13 protein-coding genes, 1 tRNA gene and 1 other annotated feature are annotated in these 18016 nt (G+C 46.5%); of the genes, 11 read left to right on the top strand and 3 right to left on the bottom strand.

Annotated features, from left to right (window positions below; genetic code table 11):
* Nucleotides 1-339: 339 nt before the first annotated feature.
* A complete protein-coding gene (locus tag QUA80_RS16500; RefSeq protein ID WP_333426210.1) occupies nt 340-1776 on the top strand; it encodes a PepSY domain-containing protein in 1437 nt (478 codons plus the stop codon).
* 56 nt (nt 1777-1832) lie between these two features.
* Here QUA80_RS16500 and QUA80_RS16495 read toward each other — a convergent pair whose 3' ends face one another.
* Nucleotides 1833-1958, bottom strand: coding sequence for a hypothetical protein (locus QUA80_RS16495; protein WP_333426209.1), 126 nt, complete (start codon nt 1956-1958; stop codon nt 1833-1835).
* A gap of 154 nt (nt 1959-2112) precedes the next feature.
* Here QUA80_RS16495 and QUA80_RS16490 point away from each other — a divergent pair, with 154 nt between their 5' ends.
* Both QUA80_RS16490 and QUA80_RS16485 read left to right on the top strand, forming a co-directional pair.
* Nucleotides 2113-7326 carry an amino acid adenylation domain-containing protein gene (locus tag QUA80_RS16490; protein ID WP_333426207.1) on the top strand — a complete coding sequence of 1738 codons (5214 nt, stop codon included), beginning with the start codon at nt 2113-2115 and terminating at the stop codon, nt 7324-7326.
* Nucleotides 7327-7477: 151 nt separating this feature from the next.
* Nucleotides 7478-11524: an amino acid adenylation domain-containing protein gene (locus QUA80_RS16485; RefSeq protein WP_333426205.1), complete on the top strand. Its 4047-nt coding sequence runs from the start codon at nt 7478-7480 to the stop codon at nt 11522-11524.
* A gap of 256 nt (nt 11525-11780) precedes the next feature.
* Here the strand turns inward: QUA80_RS16485 and QUA80_RS16480 are convergent, their stop codons facing one another.
* Nucleotides 11781-13160: an inorganic phosphate transporter gene (locus tag QUA80_RS16480; protein WP_445302252.1), complete on the bottom strand. Its 1380-nt coding sequence runs from the start codon at nt 13158-13160 to the stop codon at nt 11781-11783.
* Nucleotides 13161-13200: 40 nt separating this feature from the next.
* Between QUA80_RS16480 and rplS the strand changes: the two genes are divergently transcribed.
* Nucleotides 13201-13584: a 50S ribosomal protein L19 gene (gene rplS, locus QUA80_RS16475; protein ID WP_333426201.1), complete on the top strand. Its 384-nt coding sequence runs from the start codon at nt 13201-13203 to the stop codon at nt 13582-13584.
* Between the two features lie 127 nt (nt 13585-13711).
* Nucleotides 13712-13784 (top strand) — tRNA-Trp (locus QUA80_RS16470).
* Between the two features lie 58 nt (nt 13785-13842).
* Here QUA80_RS16470 and QUA80_RS16465 read toward each other — a convergent pair.
* Entirely contained in the window at nt 13843-14037 is a 195-nt protein-coding gene (locus QUA80_RS16465; protein ID WP_333426199.1) for a hypothetical protein, read from the bottom strand.
* Nucleotides 14038-14115: 78 nt separating this feature from the next.
* Here QUA80_RS16465 and secE point away from each other — a divergent pair, with 78 nt between their 5' ends.
* The 6 genes from secE to rplL all read left to right on the top strand — a co-directional run bounded on the left by secE (nt 14116) and on the right by rplL (nt 17831).
* Entirely contained in the window at nt 14116-14349 is a 234-nt protein-coding gene (gene secE, locus QUA80_RS16460; RefSeq protein ID WP_333426197.1) for a preprotein translocase subunit SecE, read from the top strand.
* The gene (gene nusG, locus QUA80_RS16455) at nt 14346-14984 is read left to right on the top strand and encodes a transcription termination/antitermination protein NusG (protein ID WP_172186535.1); all 639 of its coding nucleotides are present in this window, start codon (nt 14346-14348) and stop codon (nt 14982-14984) included. The genes secE and nusG overlap by 4 nt, the downstream gene beginning before the upstream one ends.
* A gap of 3 nt (nt 14985-14987) precedes the next feature.
* Nucleotides 14988-15413, top strand: a complete 426-nt coding sequence (gene rplK / locus QUA80_RS16450; protein WP_006635588.1) for a 50S ribosomal protein L11 — start codon at nt 14988-14990, stop codon at nt 15411-15413.
* A gap of 287 nt (nt 15414-15700) precedes the next feature.
* Nucleotides 15701-16414, top strand: a complete 714-nt coding sequence (gene rplA, locus QUA80_RS16445) for a 50S ribosomal protein L1 (RefSeq protein WP_333426195.1) — start codon at nt 15701-15703, stop codon at nt 16412-16414.
* 109 nt (nt 16415-16523) lie between these two features.
* Nucleotides 16524-16697 (top strand) — a sequence feature (ribosomal protein L10 leader region).
* Nucleotides 16698-16726: 29 nt separating this feature from the next.
* Complete coding sequence (gene rplJ, locus QUA80_RS16440) at nt 16727-17311, top strand: 50S ribosomal protein L10 (RefSeq protein ID WP_333426193.1); 585 nt, start codon at nt 16727-16729, stop codon at nt 17309-17311.
* A 130-nt stretch (nt 17312-17441) separates the two neighbouring features.
* Nucleotides 17442-17831 carry a 50S ribosomal protein L7/L12 gene (gene rplL / locus QUA80_RS16435; protein ID WP_333234824.1) on the top strand — a complete coding sequence of 130 codons (390 nt, stop codon included), beginning with the start codon at nt 17442-17444 and terminating at the stop codon, nt 17829-17831.
* The last annotated feature ends 185 nt before the right edge of the window (nt 17832-18016 follow it).

Genomic DNA, 18016 nt, shown 5'->3' with positions numbered 1-18016 from the left:
AGATAGGCAGCCTTAACTGAACGGTATTGCAATATACCGGTCTTTAGTTACTTTCCCTGTTAAATAAATCTTCATCAGGATTACTGACCAAAAATTTATTGATGGTAGCTGCCACGTAATTTATCCGTGGAATCAATCCAAAATCTAAAATCTAAAATCCTCAAGCCCCCGAATTGATCCGTGGGATAAATCCAAAATCTAAAATCTAAAATCTAAAATCTAAAATCGAATGACGGCTAAAAACTTCAGAAGCAGCAACTATGTTTGACAGCCTGTCTTTTGACATTGTTGATACTTGTGTAGCATAATTGCTTTTTTTATATATTTTGGCAAACCACAATGAGTAAATTGAACAGCGTTTTGAACCCTTCACTGGTTGCTGAGCCTCCCAGTAATCGTTTTTATCGGACAGTTTGGCGATGGCACTTTTATGCAGGCTTGTTTGTTATTCCTTTCATGCTGATTTTGTCAATCACAGGCATCATTTACCTGTTTAAACCGCAATTAGATGCTGCGATGTATCACCAGAATATGTTTGTGCAGCCTGCGGATGTGGTGATGCCTTATACTCAACAGGTGGCAGTTGTTCAACGAACTTATCCTGATGCCAAAGTAACAAAATTTACGCCGAGCGTTGCGTCTAATCGCAGTGCTGAAGTGACGATCGCGACTAAAGATGAAAGAACGCTAGCCGTTTTCGTGAATCCTTATACGGCTGAGATTTTAGGCGATCGCGATGAAAATAATAATCTCCAAGCGATCGCACGCAAGATTCACGGCGAACTGATGATCGGAAAATTGGGAGATTATTTAGTAGAGCTTGCTTCCTGTTGGGGACTGATTTTGCTAATTACCGGATTATATTTATGGTTGCCTCGCGGCAAAGTAAATTTTTTAGGAACATTAATTCCGCGTGTGTTGAGCCAGAACAAGCGGGTATTTTGGCGGGACTTACACGCCGTTTCGGGATTTTACGGCGTATTGCTAATTGGCTTTCTCATCATTAGTGGACTACCCTGGACAGGTTTTTGGGGAGATACCTTCGCTCGTTTGTCGAGTCACTATCCTGCACAAATGTGGGATAACGTGCCTCAATCGACAACACTCACAGGCTCGCTCAATCAACAGGGCAATCTAATTGTGCCTTGGGCAGTAGAGCAATTACCAATTCCCAAATCTAGTAAGCCTGGAGGGGAGCATCATTCAGGACACAACAAAACGATCGGGGGAACTCCTGTTGGTACGTCCGTAAATCTAGATTCTGTTGTAACTTTAGCCCGAGCAAAAGGCGCACCCCCTGGATTTAGTGTTAGTTTTCCAGAATCTCAAACGGGTGTGTACACGGTTTCGGCATTTCCCAATAATCCGGCGCAAGAAGTCACTCTGCACATCGATCGATACAGTGGCAAAGTGTTAGCAGATGTGCGGTGGAAGGATTACGGGTTAATACCCAAAGCCGTAGAAATGGGAATTTCCATTCACATGGGCAAATATTTTGGATTGAGCAATCAACTGCTGATGTTGTTTGCAGCGTTAATTGCGATCGTGCTTTCAGTCAGCGGTACGGTGATGTGGTGGCAGCGCCGTCCGAAAGGGACGGGTTGGCTTGGTGCGCCTGCAATGCCCACCCATGTTCAGGGATGGAAAGTGCCACTCGCAATCGTTGCTGTTTTAGGGATTGCCTTCCCGCTTGTAGGACTTTCACTCGTCACCGTTCTGCTGTTAGATTATTTCGTGTTGGCTCGTATTCCTGCCCTCAAGCGCATTTTCAGTTAAAGGTGGGAGGGTGACAAAGAGGTTTAGGAACTAGACCGAATCACTCCGCTGACTAACTAGGAAATCCCTACAAGTTGGCCGATGTACCATTCGTAAATAATGTATATACTTCCGCCAAGTACCCCGATCGACAGCAGTCCCACCAGCCATAGCAACAGGAAATTGAATGACATGAACGGCATAAGCTGAAACCTTGGGTAGGATTTTGGTTGCGGATTCAAACAGGATCATACTCAGGTTAGGCCACAGTAAGCAAGCGGTAAGTTAAGCTCTTAAATTGTGCGCTGGTTGAATTTCTTTTATTGATTTGCCCAAGTAATGACAGGATGACTCAAAATGCCCGATCCAAAAATATCGAGTTCATCGCCAAATGCAAGAGATTCTGTCACGGTGGAGTTAGTTGAGTTTTTATCTTACCTTCGCAGTCTAGATATTAATATTTTTGTTGAGGGATCTCGCCTGCGCTGCAACGCTCCTGAAGGAATTATTACACCAGAACTGCGCGCCGAAATTTCTCAGAAAAAACCCGAAATTGTTTCATTTTTAAAAGCAGCTAATCGTACTTCTAGTTTCACTCCTGCACCGATTGTTCCTATGGGACGGGACGGAAATCTACCGCTTTCCTTTGCACAGCAGCGCTTGTGGTTTCTCGACCAATTAGTACCGAACAATCCCTTCTATAATGTTCCCGCAGCATTGCGTTTGACAGGTTCGCTCAATTTTGCGGCGCTGCAACAAACTTTCAATGAAATTGTGCGCCGCCACGAAGCTTTACGCACGACTTTAGCCGTAGTTTCGGGGCAACCCGTTCAGAGAATATCTGCTGCTTTCCACCTCCCGATTAATGTAGTGGACTTGCGAAATTTGCCAAAGGAATCTCGACAAACTGAAGCAAACCTGCTCACCGCCCAGGAAGCTCAACGCTCTTTCAATTTGTCCAATGACTTGTTGCTGCGAGTCACATTGTTGCAGTTAGATGATGCCGAATATTTACTAATGCTGAATATGCACCACATTGTCTCCGATGGTTGGTCTATCGGAGTGCTTATTCAGGAATTAGGCGCACTTTACACGGCATTTGCTAGCGAAAAACCTTCGCCTTTACCGGCTTTGTCGATCCAGTATGCTGATTTTGCAAAATGGCAGCGCGAATGGCTGCAAGGGGAAGTTTTAGAAACGCAGCTTGCTTACTGGAGACAGCGGTTAAACGGCATTTCTATGCTAAATTTGCCTGCGGATCGACCCAGGCCAGCAATTCAAAGTTACCGAGGCAAAAGGCAATTTTTGCAACTGCCAAAACAACTGAGCGAGGCTTTAGAAACGTTGAGCCAGCGCGAAGGAGTGACGCTGTTTATGACAATGCTGGCAGCTTTTAAAACGTTGCTTTACCATTACGCCCAGCAAGAAGATATTGTAGTAGGTTCGCCGATCGCCAATCGCAACCGCAGTGAAATAGAAGCATTAATCGGTTTTTTTGTCAACAGTTTGGTGCTGCGTACAGATTTGTCGGGAAATCCAACTTTTCGGGAACTTTTAAACCGAGTCAAAGAGGTAGCATTAGGAGCTTACGCTCACCAAGATTTGCCGTTTGAGAAGTTAGTAGAAGAACTGCACCCCGATCGCGCGTTGAACCAAAATCCCTTATTTCAGGTGGCATTTGCGCTGCAAAACGCGCCGGGGAATCGGTTAGAATTGCCAGAATTAACACTCAGCCCGCAGCAGTTAGATGTGGGTACAGCGCGGTTTGATTTGGAGTTTCATTTGTGGGAGCGATCGCCCAACAGTTCGGGAAGCAGCCAATCGCCCAGCAATAAGCTGTGGGTTGATAGCTCTCTGGGCATCAGCGGCATGGTTATTTACAGCGCCGATTTATTTGATGAAGCTACGATTACCCGCCTGATCGGGCATTTTCAAACCTTGTTAGAAAGCATTGTGACAAATCCCGAACAGCGCATAGCAAACTTGCAATATTTGAGCGCCCAAGAGCGCTATCATTTGTTAGTTGAATGCAACAAGACTCAGGCGGATTATCCGCAAGATTTGTGCATCCATCAGCTATTTGAAAAGCAGGCAGATCGGACACCGGAGGCGGTGGCGCTGGTATTTGGAGAGGAGCGAGTCACCTATGGAGAGCTAAATCTCCGCAGCAACCAACTAGCACGTTATTTGCAAAAAATGGGGGTTGGGGCGGAAGTTTTAGTCGGGCTTTGCTGCGGGCGATCGCTCGATCTGATCGTGGGGATGTTGGGTATCCTAAAAGCGGGAGGAGCTTACTTAATTTTAGATCCGAGCTATCCTGCTGAGCGATCGAGCTTTATGCTAAAAGATGCTCGAGTGTCAGTATTGCTTACCCGCCAGGGAATAAATTCCCCCTCTTATAGCGAAAGTCGTCTAAAGACGACTGAAGGAGGACAAGTTTCCAGTCGGCTTCAGCCGACTTCAACTATGAGCCAGGGAATTTATTCCCTGGTGGATGATGGCGAAGTGCAAAATTTAGAAACACAGTCAGATGATAAAATTCACCATCTAAAGACGACTGAAGGAGGACAAGTTTCCAGTCGGCTTCAGCCGACTTCAGCTATGAGCCAGGGAATTTATTCCCTGGTGGATGATGGCGAAGTGCAAAATTTAGAAACACAGTCAGATGATAAAATTCACCATCCAAGGGTTGTTTTTCTAGACACAGACTGGGAGATGATTTCCCAAGAAATCGCCGACAATCCCACCAGCGCAGCCACAGCCGAAAATCTGGTTTACGCGATTTACACCTCCGGTTCCACGGGAAAGCCGAAAGGAGTGGAAATTGAGCACGGGAGCTTGTTAAATCTCGTTTTTTGGCATCAAAGAGAGTTTGGGGTGTCAGCGGGCGATCGAGCTACGCAAATTGCTGCGATCGGCTTTGATGCTTGCGGGTGGGAAATTTGGCCTTATCTCGCCGCCGGATCTAGCATCTACTTTCCAGAAGATGACATCAGGCGAGATCCTGAAAAACTGCAAAACTGGTTAGTATCAAAAGCCATCACCATTAGCTTTTTGCCAACACCTTTAGCCGAGAAAGTTTTGCTATTAGATTGGCCTCAAACAACAGCGTTGCGAATCTTGCTCGCAGGCGGCGAAAAACTGCAACAACATCCTTTAAAATCCCATCCATTTAAGCTAGTAAATAATTACGGCCCAACCGAGAACACCGTCGTCACAACTTCCGGTTATATTCCTGTAACAGAGCAAACAGACATCGCCCCGACAATTGGCAGCCCCATTGCTAACACTCAAATCTACATATTAGACAAATATTTGCAGCCAGTGGCGATCGGCGTTGTTGGCGAATTGTACATCGGCGGAAACGGACTCGCTCGCGGCTACCTCAACCGCCCAGATTTAACCGCAGAACGATTTATTTCCAATCCTTTTAAACCAAATTCAGGCACCATTCTCAAGGACTTGTTTAGGAACAGGCAAGATGCCTGTTCCACAAGAGATGAATTTTATTGTGGAACAGGCATCTTGCCTGTTCTGGATAATGGTGCAACATCTGAGTTTAAACCAAATTCAGGAGAGCGAATTTACAAAACCGGCGACTTAGTGCGCTACAGAGGCGATCGCAACCTTGAATTTTTAGGACGCATTGACGAACAAGTAAAAATTCGCGGTTTCCGCATCGAATTAGGAGAAATCGAGACAGTATTAACTCAACATCCCGCCGTGCAGCAAACTGTAGCAATAGCTTCGGAAGATGGACATGGAGATAAACGTTTAGTAGCTTATATTGCCCTGAATCCAGAATATAGCATTGCCAGCGAAAAAAACCAAATAATGCAATTGCAGGACGAACAGGTTTTGCAGTGGCAAATGCTCTACAATGAAACTTACGATCGACCTGCTGTTGACTCAGATCCAACCTTTAATATTGTCGGCTGGAATAGCAGTTATACTAATCAGCCAATCCCAGCAGAACAGATGCGCGACTGGGCGAACAATCAAGCCGCCCAAATTTTAGCTTTGCAGCCTAGCCGAGTGTTAGAAATTGGCTGCGGCACAGGTTTGTTGCTGTTCCAAATTGCGCCTAGCTGCACTCAATATTGCGGCACCGACTTTTCACCTATTTCGCTCAACTATATTCAGCAGCACTTGGCAAATCAACAGTTAGCTAATGTAACGCTGCTTCAAAAAATGGCTACAGACTTTGAAGGAGTAGAGACAGCAGCTTTTGACGCAGTAATTCTCAACTCAGTCGTGCAATATTTCCCGACTATCGACTATCTCCTGCAGGTGCTAGAAGGTGCGGTGAAAGCAACTGCTCCCGGCGGCTTTATATTCATAGGAGATGTCCGCAGCTTGCCGTTGCTGGCAGCTTTTCACGCTTCGGTACAACTGTATCAAGCCGAACCTTCTCTCGCGGGCGAACAGTTGCAGCAGCGAGTACAAATGCAAATTTTTCAAGAAACAGAGTTAGTTATTGAACCAGAGTTTTTTAGCGCATTAAAGCACCGCTTTCCGCAGATTGGCGGCGTAGAGATTCAATTAATTCGCGGTAGTTATCACAATGAATTAACTGATTTTCGGTACAATGCTATTTTGCATATTGCGTCGTCGGAAACAGATCCCACCCAATCCCCGGCACAAGAGGAATTGAGGGGAGCGAGACGGCTGGATTGGTTGGATGAAAATCAGAATCTGACTGTTACCAAGGTGCAACAAATTTTATTGCAAAATCAACTCGATGTTTTAAGAATTGCTAATGTGCCTAATGCGCGGGTAATGGCAGCAGTTAAGGCGGCAGAATTGCTGTCTGTTGTCGATAATTTTCCCACAGCAGGTCTGTTGCAGAAAGCCGTGGAAAAAGTCGAGAATTTAGGAGTCGATCCCGAAGCGTGGTATGCTTTGGAAGTTCCGTATAATGTTAATATTAGTTGGTCTAATTCCGACAGTCAAGGGCGCTACGATGTAGTGTTTGCACGGGGCGAAACCAGAGATTTTGTGCGAGAAACCAGAAGGGATAACTTGCGTCCTTGGCGCTCTTATGCTAACAATCCCTTACAAGCTAAAGCAGCGCGTAAATTAGTGCCGCAGTTGCAGGCTTATCTAGCAGAAAAACTGCCGGAATATATGGTTCCGTCGGCTTTTGTGGTGCTGGAGTCGCTACCGGTGACGGCTAACGGAAAGGTCGATCGCCTCGCTTTACCTGCACCGCAGCCGATTAAGTTAGAATGGGCTGGCGGTTATGTTGCGCCTCATACTTCTATTGAGGAAGTTTTAGTGAAAATTTGGGTTGAGGTTTTGGGGATAAAGCGAGTGGGTATCCGGGACAATTTCTTTGAATTGGGAGGCCATTCGCTGCTGGCGACTCAGCTTGTTTCTAGAGTGCGAGATGCTTTCGCGGTAGAGTTGCCTTTGCGCCGCGTTTTTGAAGCACCGACAATTTCAGAATTATCTAAGATTGTTGAGAGTTTAAAAGATAAGAATGCTAAAAGTGAAGTTCCGGCTTTAGTGCCGATTTCGCGCGAGAGTCGGCGGAGGAAGCTATCATCTTTTAATGGACCTATTGCATAAATCTTTGATTGATAGAGCGACCGCAGATGAAGGGCAGATTAACGCTGATAAACGCAGATAATTTCAAGAGAGTTTGTGAATTAGTGCAAGAGATATAATCTAGAAAGTCAATAAAAATGATGGCTGTTGAACAGGTGCAATTTCGATAAATATGCAGCAAGAAATAGAAGTTTTTGTATTCCCGGCTTCCTTTGCCCAGCAGCGGCTTTGGTTCCTCAATCAATTAGTACCGGGCAATCCTTTCTACAATGTCTCAACAGCACTCCGCTTAACAGGTTTTCTCAATTTAAGAGCCTTAGAGCGAACCTTTAATGAAATTGTGCAGCGGCACGAAACTTTACGCACCACATTTACGCTTTTGGAAGGGGAAATCGTACAAGTTATTGCTCCCATTTTAACCGTATCTATCCCCACAATTGACTTACAAAATCTATCGCCAACTCAGCAAGAAACCGCAGCGCTGCAACTCGCAACCGATGCAGCGCAATGCCCTTTCGATTTAGCCGCCGGGCCGTTATTTAAAGTAACGCTGTTACAACTAAGTGAAACAGAACATATATTGTTGCTGAATTTACATCATATTGTGGCTGATGGGTGGTCGATTGGAGTGCTAATTCGAGAGCTGGGAACGCTCTACACAGCATTTGTAAAAAATGGGATCTCGCACTTACCAGCACTGCCGGTGCAGTACGCCGACTTTGCAGAATGGCAGCACCAATGGTTGCAGGGCGAAGTATTAGAAACCCAGTTAGCTTATTGGCGGCAGCAGTTAAACGGAATTACCGCACTCAATCTACCAACAGACAGGCAAAGACCAGCCGTTCCATCCTACCGCGGCGCCAAACAATTTATCACACTATCACCTGCTTTGAGCGAGGCGCTAAAGTCATTGAGCCAGCAAGAAAGCGCGACTTTATTTATTACCTTGCTTGCCGCTTTTCAAACTTTGCTGTACCGCTATACAGGACAAGTAGATATTGCATTAGGAACGCCGATCGCCAATCGCAACCATAGCGAAATAGAAGCATTAATCGGTTTTTTTGTCAACAGTTTAGTGCTGCGTGCAGATTTATCAGGAAATCCAACTTTTTGGGAACTGTTGCATCGGGTAAAAAACGTCGCAATGGCAGCCTACGCCCACCAAGATTTGCCCTTCGAGAAGTTGGTTGAGGAAATGCACCCCGATCGCGAATTGAGCCGCAACCCCCTATTTCAAGTTAGTTTCAGCCTGCAAAACACTCCTGTAGCAGCGCTAGAATTGCCGGGAATTGTTGGAGAGGCGATCGACTTTGACGCGGGAACCGCCAAGCTCGATTTAGAGTGCCACTTGTGGGAAAATGCAGGAAGTATTCAAGGGCAATTTGTGTACAGCACAGATTTATTTGATAGCGCCACAATTGCGCGCATGGCAGGGCATTTCCAAACGCTGCTCGAAGCCATTGTTGCCAATCCCAAACAGCACCTGAGCGACTTGGCTTTGCTGACAGCGCCAGAATACCAGCAATTATTAATCGATTGGAATGACACTCAGAGAGATTATCCGCAAAACCAGTGTTTCCACCAGCTATTTGAAGAGCAAGTCGCGCGATCGCCCCATGCCGTCGCCGCCGTCTTTGAAAACCAGCAGTTAACCTACCGCCAACTCAACAGCCAAGCCAACCAACTTGCACGTTACTTGCAGCAATTGGGAGCAGCACCAGAAGTTTTAGTGGGCCTTTGTGTAGAACGTTCCTTAGATGCGATCGTCGGATTGCTAGGCATTATCAAAGCAGGCGCAGCCTACCTGCCTTTAGATCCAACTTATCCTCAAGAGCGCCTTAACTTCATGTTAGAAGATGCTCAGGTGTCGATTTTGGTAACTCAGCAGCACTTAGCAAAAAACTTGAGGCAGCCGGAAAATTACGGAGTTTTTTCAGTAGTGTGTTTGGACTCCGACAGAGAAATTATCGCCCGACAAAGCCCAGAAAATCCTACTACAAATATCCTACCAGAAAACCTAGCCTACGTCATTTACACATCTGGTTCAACCGGAAAACCCAAAGGCGTTTTAATCGAACATCGGGGACTATACAACTTAGCCCTAGCTCAAAGAGAAGCTTTTAACTTAAACTCAAATCACCGCATTTTGCAATTCGCCTCCCTGAGTTTTGATGCTTCAATCTTTGAGATTGTCATGGCATTAGGAACCGGATCAACACTTTACTGTGCCAAAAAAGAATCTTTGTTGCCAGGACAAACATTAATCCAATTTTTGCAGGACAATGCTATTACCCACGCTACCCTCCCGCCCTCGCTGCTAGCTGTCCTTCCAAACGCCGAACTTCCCGCACTGCAAACAATCATCTGTGCTGGCGAATCTTGTTCCCCAGATATTGTTAAACGCTGGGCTTCCCGGCGCAGATTTTTTAACGCTTACGGCCCTACAGAAGCGACAGTATGGTCAAGTTTTGCCGAAATTGGCGACCGCAAAAAACCGCCAATCGGCCGCCCAATAGCTAACACTCAACTCTATATTTTAGATAAAAATTTACAGCCTGTACCCGTTGGAATTCCCGGTGAATTGTACATCGGTGGCAGCGGATTGGCGCGAGGCTACCTGAATCGCCCCGAATTAACCGCCCAGCGATTTATTGCTAATCCGTTTAGCCAGAAAGCAGGAGAACGAATTTATAAAACTGGTGACTTAGCTCGCTATTTTCCCGACGGCAATATTGAGTTTTTAGGCCGCACCGACGAACAGGTAAAAATTCGCGGTTATCGAATAGAATTGGCAGAAATTGAAGCGCTGCTGGTTCAGCATCCAGCAGTCAAAGAAACAGCGGCGGTTGCTGTGGATGATTTGTCTGGCAACAAACGCCTAGTTGCTTATGTCGTCCCCCATCACCAGACGCTTAATCCCGGAGAAATACGCAATTTCCTCAAACAACAACTGCCCGATTACATGATTCCCAGTGCTTTTGTGGCGATCGACTTTCTGCCCCTAACCCCCAACGGCAAAATCGATCGCCTGCGCCTACCTGCACCGGGAACTATAACTAGCAATTCAATAGATAAAAGCTGCATTGCACCTCGCACACCAACCGAATCAACCCTCGCCCAAATTTGGTCAGAAATCCTGAATGCCGAACCCGTTGGTATTCGCGATAACTTCTTCGATTTGGGTGGAGATTCCCTGCTGGCAATCCGCCTCATCAATGAGATCAACCAGCAATTTGAGCGCGAGTTGCCGCTGTCTGCTCTTTTTTTAAATCCGACAATTGAAGTTTTAGCAGATTTGCTATCTTCAGAAACAAATTCTCTGGAATGGTCGCCTTTAGTTGCAATTAAGCCTCGCGGTAAAAATCCCCCGTTCTTCTGCGTTCATCCCATCTTTGGCGTCGTATTTCCTTATGTCGAGTTAGCGTTTCAACTAGGAGAAAATCAACCGTTTTACGGGCTGCAACCAAAGGGTATTGACGGCGAAAGTTCTCCGTTAACTAGCATTGAAGACATGGCGGCTGACTACATCGCAGCCTTGCGTACCGTTCAACCAAAAGGGCCTTATTTTTTAGGAGGCTGGTCTTTTGGAGGTTTGGTTGCTTTTGAGATGGCTCAACAGTTGCTCGCAGCGGGGGATGAAGTGGCTTTGCTTGCTGTGCTGGATACTTTAGCGCCGGTTTCTGCTAACAAACCTTCTTTTTGGGACGGTTGCAAGTTTATTCTGACTACTGTTTCGCGCTCTATTTGGCCTTTTGTAGTAGATTATTTTCGCTTGGTGGCTGCTGCGGAAAATGTTCAAGTTGGCGGTATTGCTGCCAGGTTTCCTAAATTAAATAAGATGCTTAATTTGGCAGCTAATTTTTGGCATCGCTGGCATTGGAAACAGGCGGTTATGGTTAGCATCCTATCTCAGGAGTTAAAAGAACGGAGCTGGCGCGAGCTGGCAATCCCCTCGATGTTTACTGTATTTCAGGCTAACAGTCAAGCAACTCTCGGCTATGTACCGAAAATTTATCCGCAGCGAATTACTCTGTTTAGATCGAGGGAACAGCTAAGCATGAGCCATCAAGATCGGACTCTCGGCTGGAGCGAATTAACGACCCAAAGAGTAGAGGTGATTGGAGTTCCTGGGAATCATCTTACTATGTTGAGAAAGCCAGGGGTCGAGGTGCTGGCTCAACAGCTAAAGCATTGCTTGGAGAAGGAATTAAGTCATTGAGTGGCCCGCGTTCTGGTGTGCCGCAACCGGGTTTGATGTGCGAAAGCGCTATTAGTCCTGAATCCGATCTTCATCTGCGTGAATCAGCGTCAATCCGTTGTCATCTGCGGTTAATACATTCTCTTTTTTTAACCGCAGATGAGGGCAGATGCAACACAGATTAACGCAGATGAGTTAGATCGATTCGGGTTGCACCATCCATCGGTGATTGTTGAGTGATGACTGTTCTGAAATGCCTCAATCTAAAATCTAAAATCTAAAATTGCCCAATGGATTGCGCGATGCTGAAGATGATAGCACCCAAACCTGCTGCGATCGGAATTGTCACCAGCCAAGCCGAACCAATGGACAGCAAAGTTTGCAAGCGTACTGTTTTCCAAGCTTTGATCAGCCCGACTCCGACAACTGCACCGACTAAAGCGTGGGATGTGGAAACTGGCAAACCGAAGCGGGATGCTAGCAAGACTGTGGTGGCTGTGGCTAATTCCGCGCAAAATCCGCCGCTTGGTTGGAGTTCGATGATCTTTTCGCCGACTGTGGCTATTACATTTTTGCCCCAGATGGCTAAACCGATGACTATTCCTGTGCCTCCGACGACTAAAATCCACAGGGGGACGCTGAAATCCTCTGAGGGAAAGGAACCTGTGCGCCGGATGTAGGCGATCGCAGCTAGGGGAGCAACTGCATTTCCTACGTCGTTGGAACCGTGGGAAAATGCTACAAAACAGGCGCTCAAGACTTGAAATCTCGCCATTTGTTGCTCGATGAGAGAGTGGCCCAGTTTCTGAGTGGGGGAGGATTTTGTACTTATTCCTTCTGCTTTCTCCCCTCTGTCTTTTTCGTTCTCAACTGATTCTAATTTTTTCCAGCTATTGAGTGTCAGGCCGATCGCCCCAATACTCCCGATGCCAATGACAATATCGTGAATGGGAAGATTCCAGCCAAATCGATCGTGCGCGGCGGCGATCGCCCCTGTCTGCACCAAAGCAACATCCACAACAGACGGCAGTACAATTATGCCAAATACGCTCAGCATTGCTGCACTCAGCCAAGGTATCCACTCGCGCATTTGAAATAGAGGATCTGGTCGATCGAGAATCGAATACTTCACCACGCTGTAAAATAGCGCTGCTAAAGCACCGCTGGCAACAGGTGTCGCCACCCAAGTTAGGGAGATGGTGCCGATGGTTCGCCAATCTACTGCATTTATTCCGGCTGCAACACAGCTAAAACCCGCGATCGCGCCCACCACTGCATGGGATGAAGAAACCGGCAAACCTCGACTGGTAGCGATTTGCAGCCACAAGCCGCAAGCTATCAGCACTGACACCATCCCGATTAAAAATACTTGCGGTTGGGTTGCGAACACTTGTGCATTCACAACTCCTGTTGCGAGAGTTTCGGAAACTCCTTGGCCGAAGAGCACTGCGCCGGAAAACTCCAGTATGCCTGCAACAATTATTGCCTGCCGCAGCGTTAGCGCCTTCGAGCCTACGGATGTCCCCATCGAGTTAGCGACATCGTTGGCCCCCAAGTTGGCGGCGACGTACAAGGCCAGTGCAGCCATTGCCCCCAGTTGCAGAAATACGACCTCAGAGCTATCTAACATAGAAATTTTTTGACATAAAACGGGCATTTCGATATATGATAAGGGATTGTGAGTTTTGGTAAATCCCATGAAAGGCGCAGAAATAATCCGTTCGATCGAAACGGAAGAAATAAATAGAGTCAAGCAAGAACTTAATAAGCAAGTCCCCGAAATTTACGTGGGCGACACAGTGCGAGTCGGCGTGAAAATTAAAGAGGGTAACAAAGAACGGGTTCAGCCCTACGAAGGGACTGTGATTGCCATGCGCAACGGCGGGATTAATGAAACAATCACCGTCCGCCGCGTGTTTCAGGGCGTCGGAGTGGAACGGGTGTTTTTGATTCACTCGCCCCGCATCGCGTCGATCCAAGTGATGCGCCGCGGGAAAGTCCGCAGAGCAAAACTTTACTACCTGCGCGATCGGGTGGGCAAAGCTACTCGCGTCAAACAGCGGTTCGATCGCGCCCTGTAGGAATGCACCCTGCTTTCTCTTGGTTCATGGGAAATTGAGAAATTTCAAAAAAAAGTTTCCTATTTATGAGCGCACTGTGTTAAAATAGAAATCTAGAGGTTAAGCGAATTTCAGCAACCTCACCTGTGCGCTCTTAGTTCAGTTGGTAGAACGCAGGTCTCCAAAACCTGATGTCGGGGGTTCAAGTCCTCCAGGGCGCGCTGAATCACCAAAATTTAAATTCTGCCCGAAAGCGCCCGGACTATTGGCTGGCAACAGTCAAAACGGCAAACTTTCGGGTAGAATTAATTTTTGTGGGCGGTTCGCAAAAAATGCCATCAACAAATGCTCGGTGTGGCTTCTCGATCGTCGGTTTCGGCGCTCGGCATTTACGCCGTTGATTGGTTGGGCTTGTAAAAAAGTCGTGGCTTTAGATTTGAGATTTGGGACTTGGGCGTAAGTGGTTAGCGTCACAAAATCTGAGAGCCGCGGGCCACTCACACCATCTAAAATCTAAAATCTAAAATCTAAAATCGCAAGGGGGATTGAATCGTGGCGAAAAAAGACGAAGCTCAAGAAACTCAAGAAATAACGGCGCCTGGGTTTAACCCTGCGGGTTTTTTTAAGGAAACTAGAGAAGAACTCGAAAAAGTGGTTTGGCCCAGCAGGCAGCAGCTAATCAGCGAGTCTTTGGCCGTGCTTTTGATGGTAATCCTCTCAGCAAGCCTGATCTATTTGGTGGATAACTTCTTTAACTGGGGCGCGGGAAAGGTGTTTGGGCCATGACTTTTGCATCAGAAGAATCTGAGTATTCCACAGAAGCGACTGGACAGGCAGCATCGCCAGAGGTGCCGGAGATTGATGCTCGCTGGTATGCTGTTCAGGTTGCCTCTGGCTGCGAAAAGCGCGTGAAGGCAAACTTGCAGCAGCGGATTCAAACTTTGGATGTTGCCGATCGCATCGTTCAAGTAGAAATTCCGCAAACTCCGGCAATCAAAGTCGGCAAAGACGGTTCCAGGCGTCAGTCAGATGAAAAAATCTTTCCCGGCTACGTACTCATCCGCATGTTTATGGACGAGGATACGTGGCAGGTGATCAAAAATACCCCGAATGTAATTAATTTTGTCGGGGCAGAGCAGAAACGCCGCTACGGGCGCGGCAGGGGTCACGTCAAACCGCTACCTCTGAGTCATTCGGAAGTAGAACGGATCTTCAGAAACGCTCAGGAATCAGAACCGGTTGTCAAAGTATCGATGTCTGCTGGAGACCACGTTGTGGTACTTTCCGGACCGTTTAAAGATTTTGAAGGTGATGTGATTGAAGTTAGCCCGGAACGAAACAAGCTCAAAGTTTTACTCTCGATTTTTGGGCGCGATACGCCTGTAGAATTGGAGTTCAATCAGGTTCAGAAACAGAACTAACTAATGGCAAAGAAAGTTGTTGCAGTAATTAAGTTGGCGATTACGGCGGGAAAAGCCAACCCAGCTCCTCCGATCGGCCCAGCCTTGGGTCAGCACGGCGTCAATATTATGATGTTTTGCAAGGAGTACAATGCTAGAACCGCAGACCAAGCAGGTCTGGTGGTTCCGGTAGAAATTTCGGTTTTTGAAGACCGCAGTTTTACGTTTATTCTCAAAACTCCGCCGGCGTCGGTTTTGATTCAAAAAGCCGCTGGCATTGCTAAAGGTTCGGGAGAACCTAATCGCAAGCAAGTAGGGACGATTACACAGGCTCAGTTACGAGAAATCGCTGAAACCAAAATGCCTGACCTCAATGCTAATGATGTTGAGGCTGCTATGAAAATTGTGGCAGGAACGGCTAAAAATATGGGCGTGGCGATCGCGGATTGAAGGAAGAAGGAAGAAGGAAGAAGGAAGAAGGAAGAAGGAAGAAGGAAGAAGGAAGAAGGAAGAGTTTTCCTAGTCCAAGTTCCAAATTGCTAATCCAAAATGCCTGATTTTGAAGGTAAAATCTTCAATCCAAAATCCAAAATCCAAAATCCAAAATCGATCGATTCAGGGGGAGAAGCAAAGCTTCGCTAGGAATCGCAAATTTTTTAGATTTGAAATGACCAAAACGGCTCAATTCTAAAATCTAAAATCTAAAATCTAAAATCGACTAACCCCAAAAAACAACAATGGCAAAGAAAGTATCTCGAAGACTGCAAGAACTTCAAAAGAAAGTTGAAGATAGACCTTACCTACCGCTGGAAGCTCTGCAACTTTTGAAAGAAACAGCAACCGCTAAGTTTGGCGAATCTGCTGAAGCTCACATCCGTTTGGGAATTGACCCAAAATATACTGACCAACAGTTGCGGACAACTGTATCGCTACCAAAAGGAACTGGTCAAGTAGTCAGAGTTGCGGTGATTGCTAAGGGCGAAAAAGTTAAAGAAGCTCTGAATGCCGGCGCGGATATTGCTGGTTCAGAAGAGTTGATCGATGAAATTCAGAAGGGCATGATGGACTTCGATTGCCTGATTGCTACCCCAGACGTGATGCCGTTGGTGGCAAAATTGGGCCGGTTGTTGGGCCCGCGCGGTTTGATGCCTTCTCCGAAAGGTGGCACGGTGACGACTGACATTGCTCAGGCGATCGGCGAGTTTAAAGGTGGTAAACTAGAATTCCGTGCCGATCGAACTGGCATCGTTCATGTTATGTTTGGCAAGGCAGCTTTCTCAGCGGAAGATTTGCTGGTCAACCTTCATGCTTTGCAAGAAACTGTTGACCGCAACCGTCCTTCTGGTGCTAAAGGTCGCTACTGGCGCAGTTTGTACGTATCGGCAACAATGGGCCCGTCGATCGAAGTCGATATCAGTGCCCTGCGCGATATGAAAATTGACGCTGCTTAGTACAGAATTAAGCAGAAGGCAGAAGGTAAAAGACAGCTTCGGCTGTATGTGTAAATCTCTCACAAGATTTGCGTCATAGCCTTGCTATGTCTGCCTTCTGGTGATAGCCTAATCAAAAATCAATAAGCTGAAGACCGCAGGTGCCGACCGCTTAATTTCCTGCCGAGGCTGAAGAAATAAAAACTCAAGACTCAAAGATTAGAAAATTTCTATTTTTTAATTCTGACTTGTTAATTTTTAATTCTCTGCCCCGGCTCTAAGGTCGGGGTTTTTGACGGGCAATTTTCTATCCTAAAAGGAGGTGAAATAAGTATGGGCAAAACTTTAGCAGTAAAAAATGAGATTATTGCAGACCTCAAGCAAACCTTGAGCGAATCTCAACTGGTAATCGCGATCGACTACAAGGGCTTAACTGTTGCTGAAATCACAGATTTGCGTCGGCGTTTGCGTCCGAAAGGCAGCAGTTGCCAAGTGGCAAAAAACACGCTGATGCGAATTGCTGTTGAAGGCAACGAAACCTGGCAGCCGATACAGGAATTGCTGACAGGTACGTCGGCATTTGTGTTCGTGCAAGAAGATATTGGCGGCGCGATTAAAGCTTACCAAGAATTCCAAAAAGCTTCTAAGAAGACTGAACTTCGCGGCGGCGTGATGGAAGGACGGGTGCTGAAAGAAGCCGATGTTAAAGCATTAGCAGATCTGCCGTCGAAAGAACAACTCATGGCTCAAATTGCTGGCGCTATCAACGGTGTCGCAACCAAGTTGGCTGTGGGTATCAATCAAGTTCCTACTTCGATCGCTCGCGGTCTTAAAGCTTATGCTGAAAAAGACGGCGATTCAGCAGAAGTAGCAGCAGAAGCAGAAGCACAACCTGAAGCAGAAAGCGTATCTGCTTAGTCATTAGTCATTAGTCATCAGTCATTAGTGTTAATCCACAAGCTGAAGACTGGAGACGAGAAACTAATGATGAATGAGCAAATCTCAAATCCCAAATCCCAAATCTACAATCGAACTAGGAGTTTAACGAATGTCTACTGCAACTGACGAAATCTTGGAAAAACTTAAGTCTCTGACTTTGCTCGAAGCTTCTGAATTGGTCAAGCAAATCGAAGAAGCTTTTGGCGTCAGCGCTGCTGCTCCTGTCGGCGGCATGATGATGATGGGCGGCCCTGCTGCTGCCGCTGCTGAACCCGTAGAAGAGCAAACCGAATTTACTGTCATGCTCGAAGAAGTTCCTGCTGACAAGAAAATCGCAATTCTTAAGGAAGTTCGCGCAATTACCGGTCTGGGTCTGAAGGAAGCGAAAGACTTGGTAGAAGCCGCACCGAAAGCAGTTAAGGAAGCTATTGCTAAGGAAGCTGCTGAAGAACTGAAGAAACAGCTTGAAGCTGTGGGCGCAAAGATTTCTATCAAATAGTCAGAGAATGTAGTCGGCAGGTTTCAACCTGTCGCTGATAAAACCTCAGTTTGCTGGTGCAGACTGAGGTTTTTTCGGTTAATTCGATCGACAAATGTGGCAGCGTGCATTACTCACAAGTTAAGCTAAAAGCACTATTGTCAATGAGTAATTTTACTCATATTTTACCTGTTGACCCAATTAAA

Source organism: Microcoleus sp. F4-D5 (genome assembly GCF_036704885.1).
In the GTDB taxonomy this organism is placed as follows: Bacteria; Cyanobacteriota; Cyanobacteriia; order Cyanobacteriales; family Microcoleaceae; genus Microcoleus.
The sequence above is the reverse complement of the archived record's forward strand: the minus strand, read 5'-3'. Positions and strand labels throughout refer to the sequence as shown.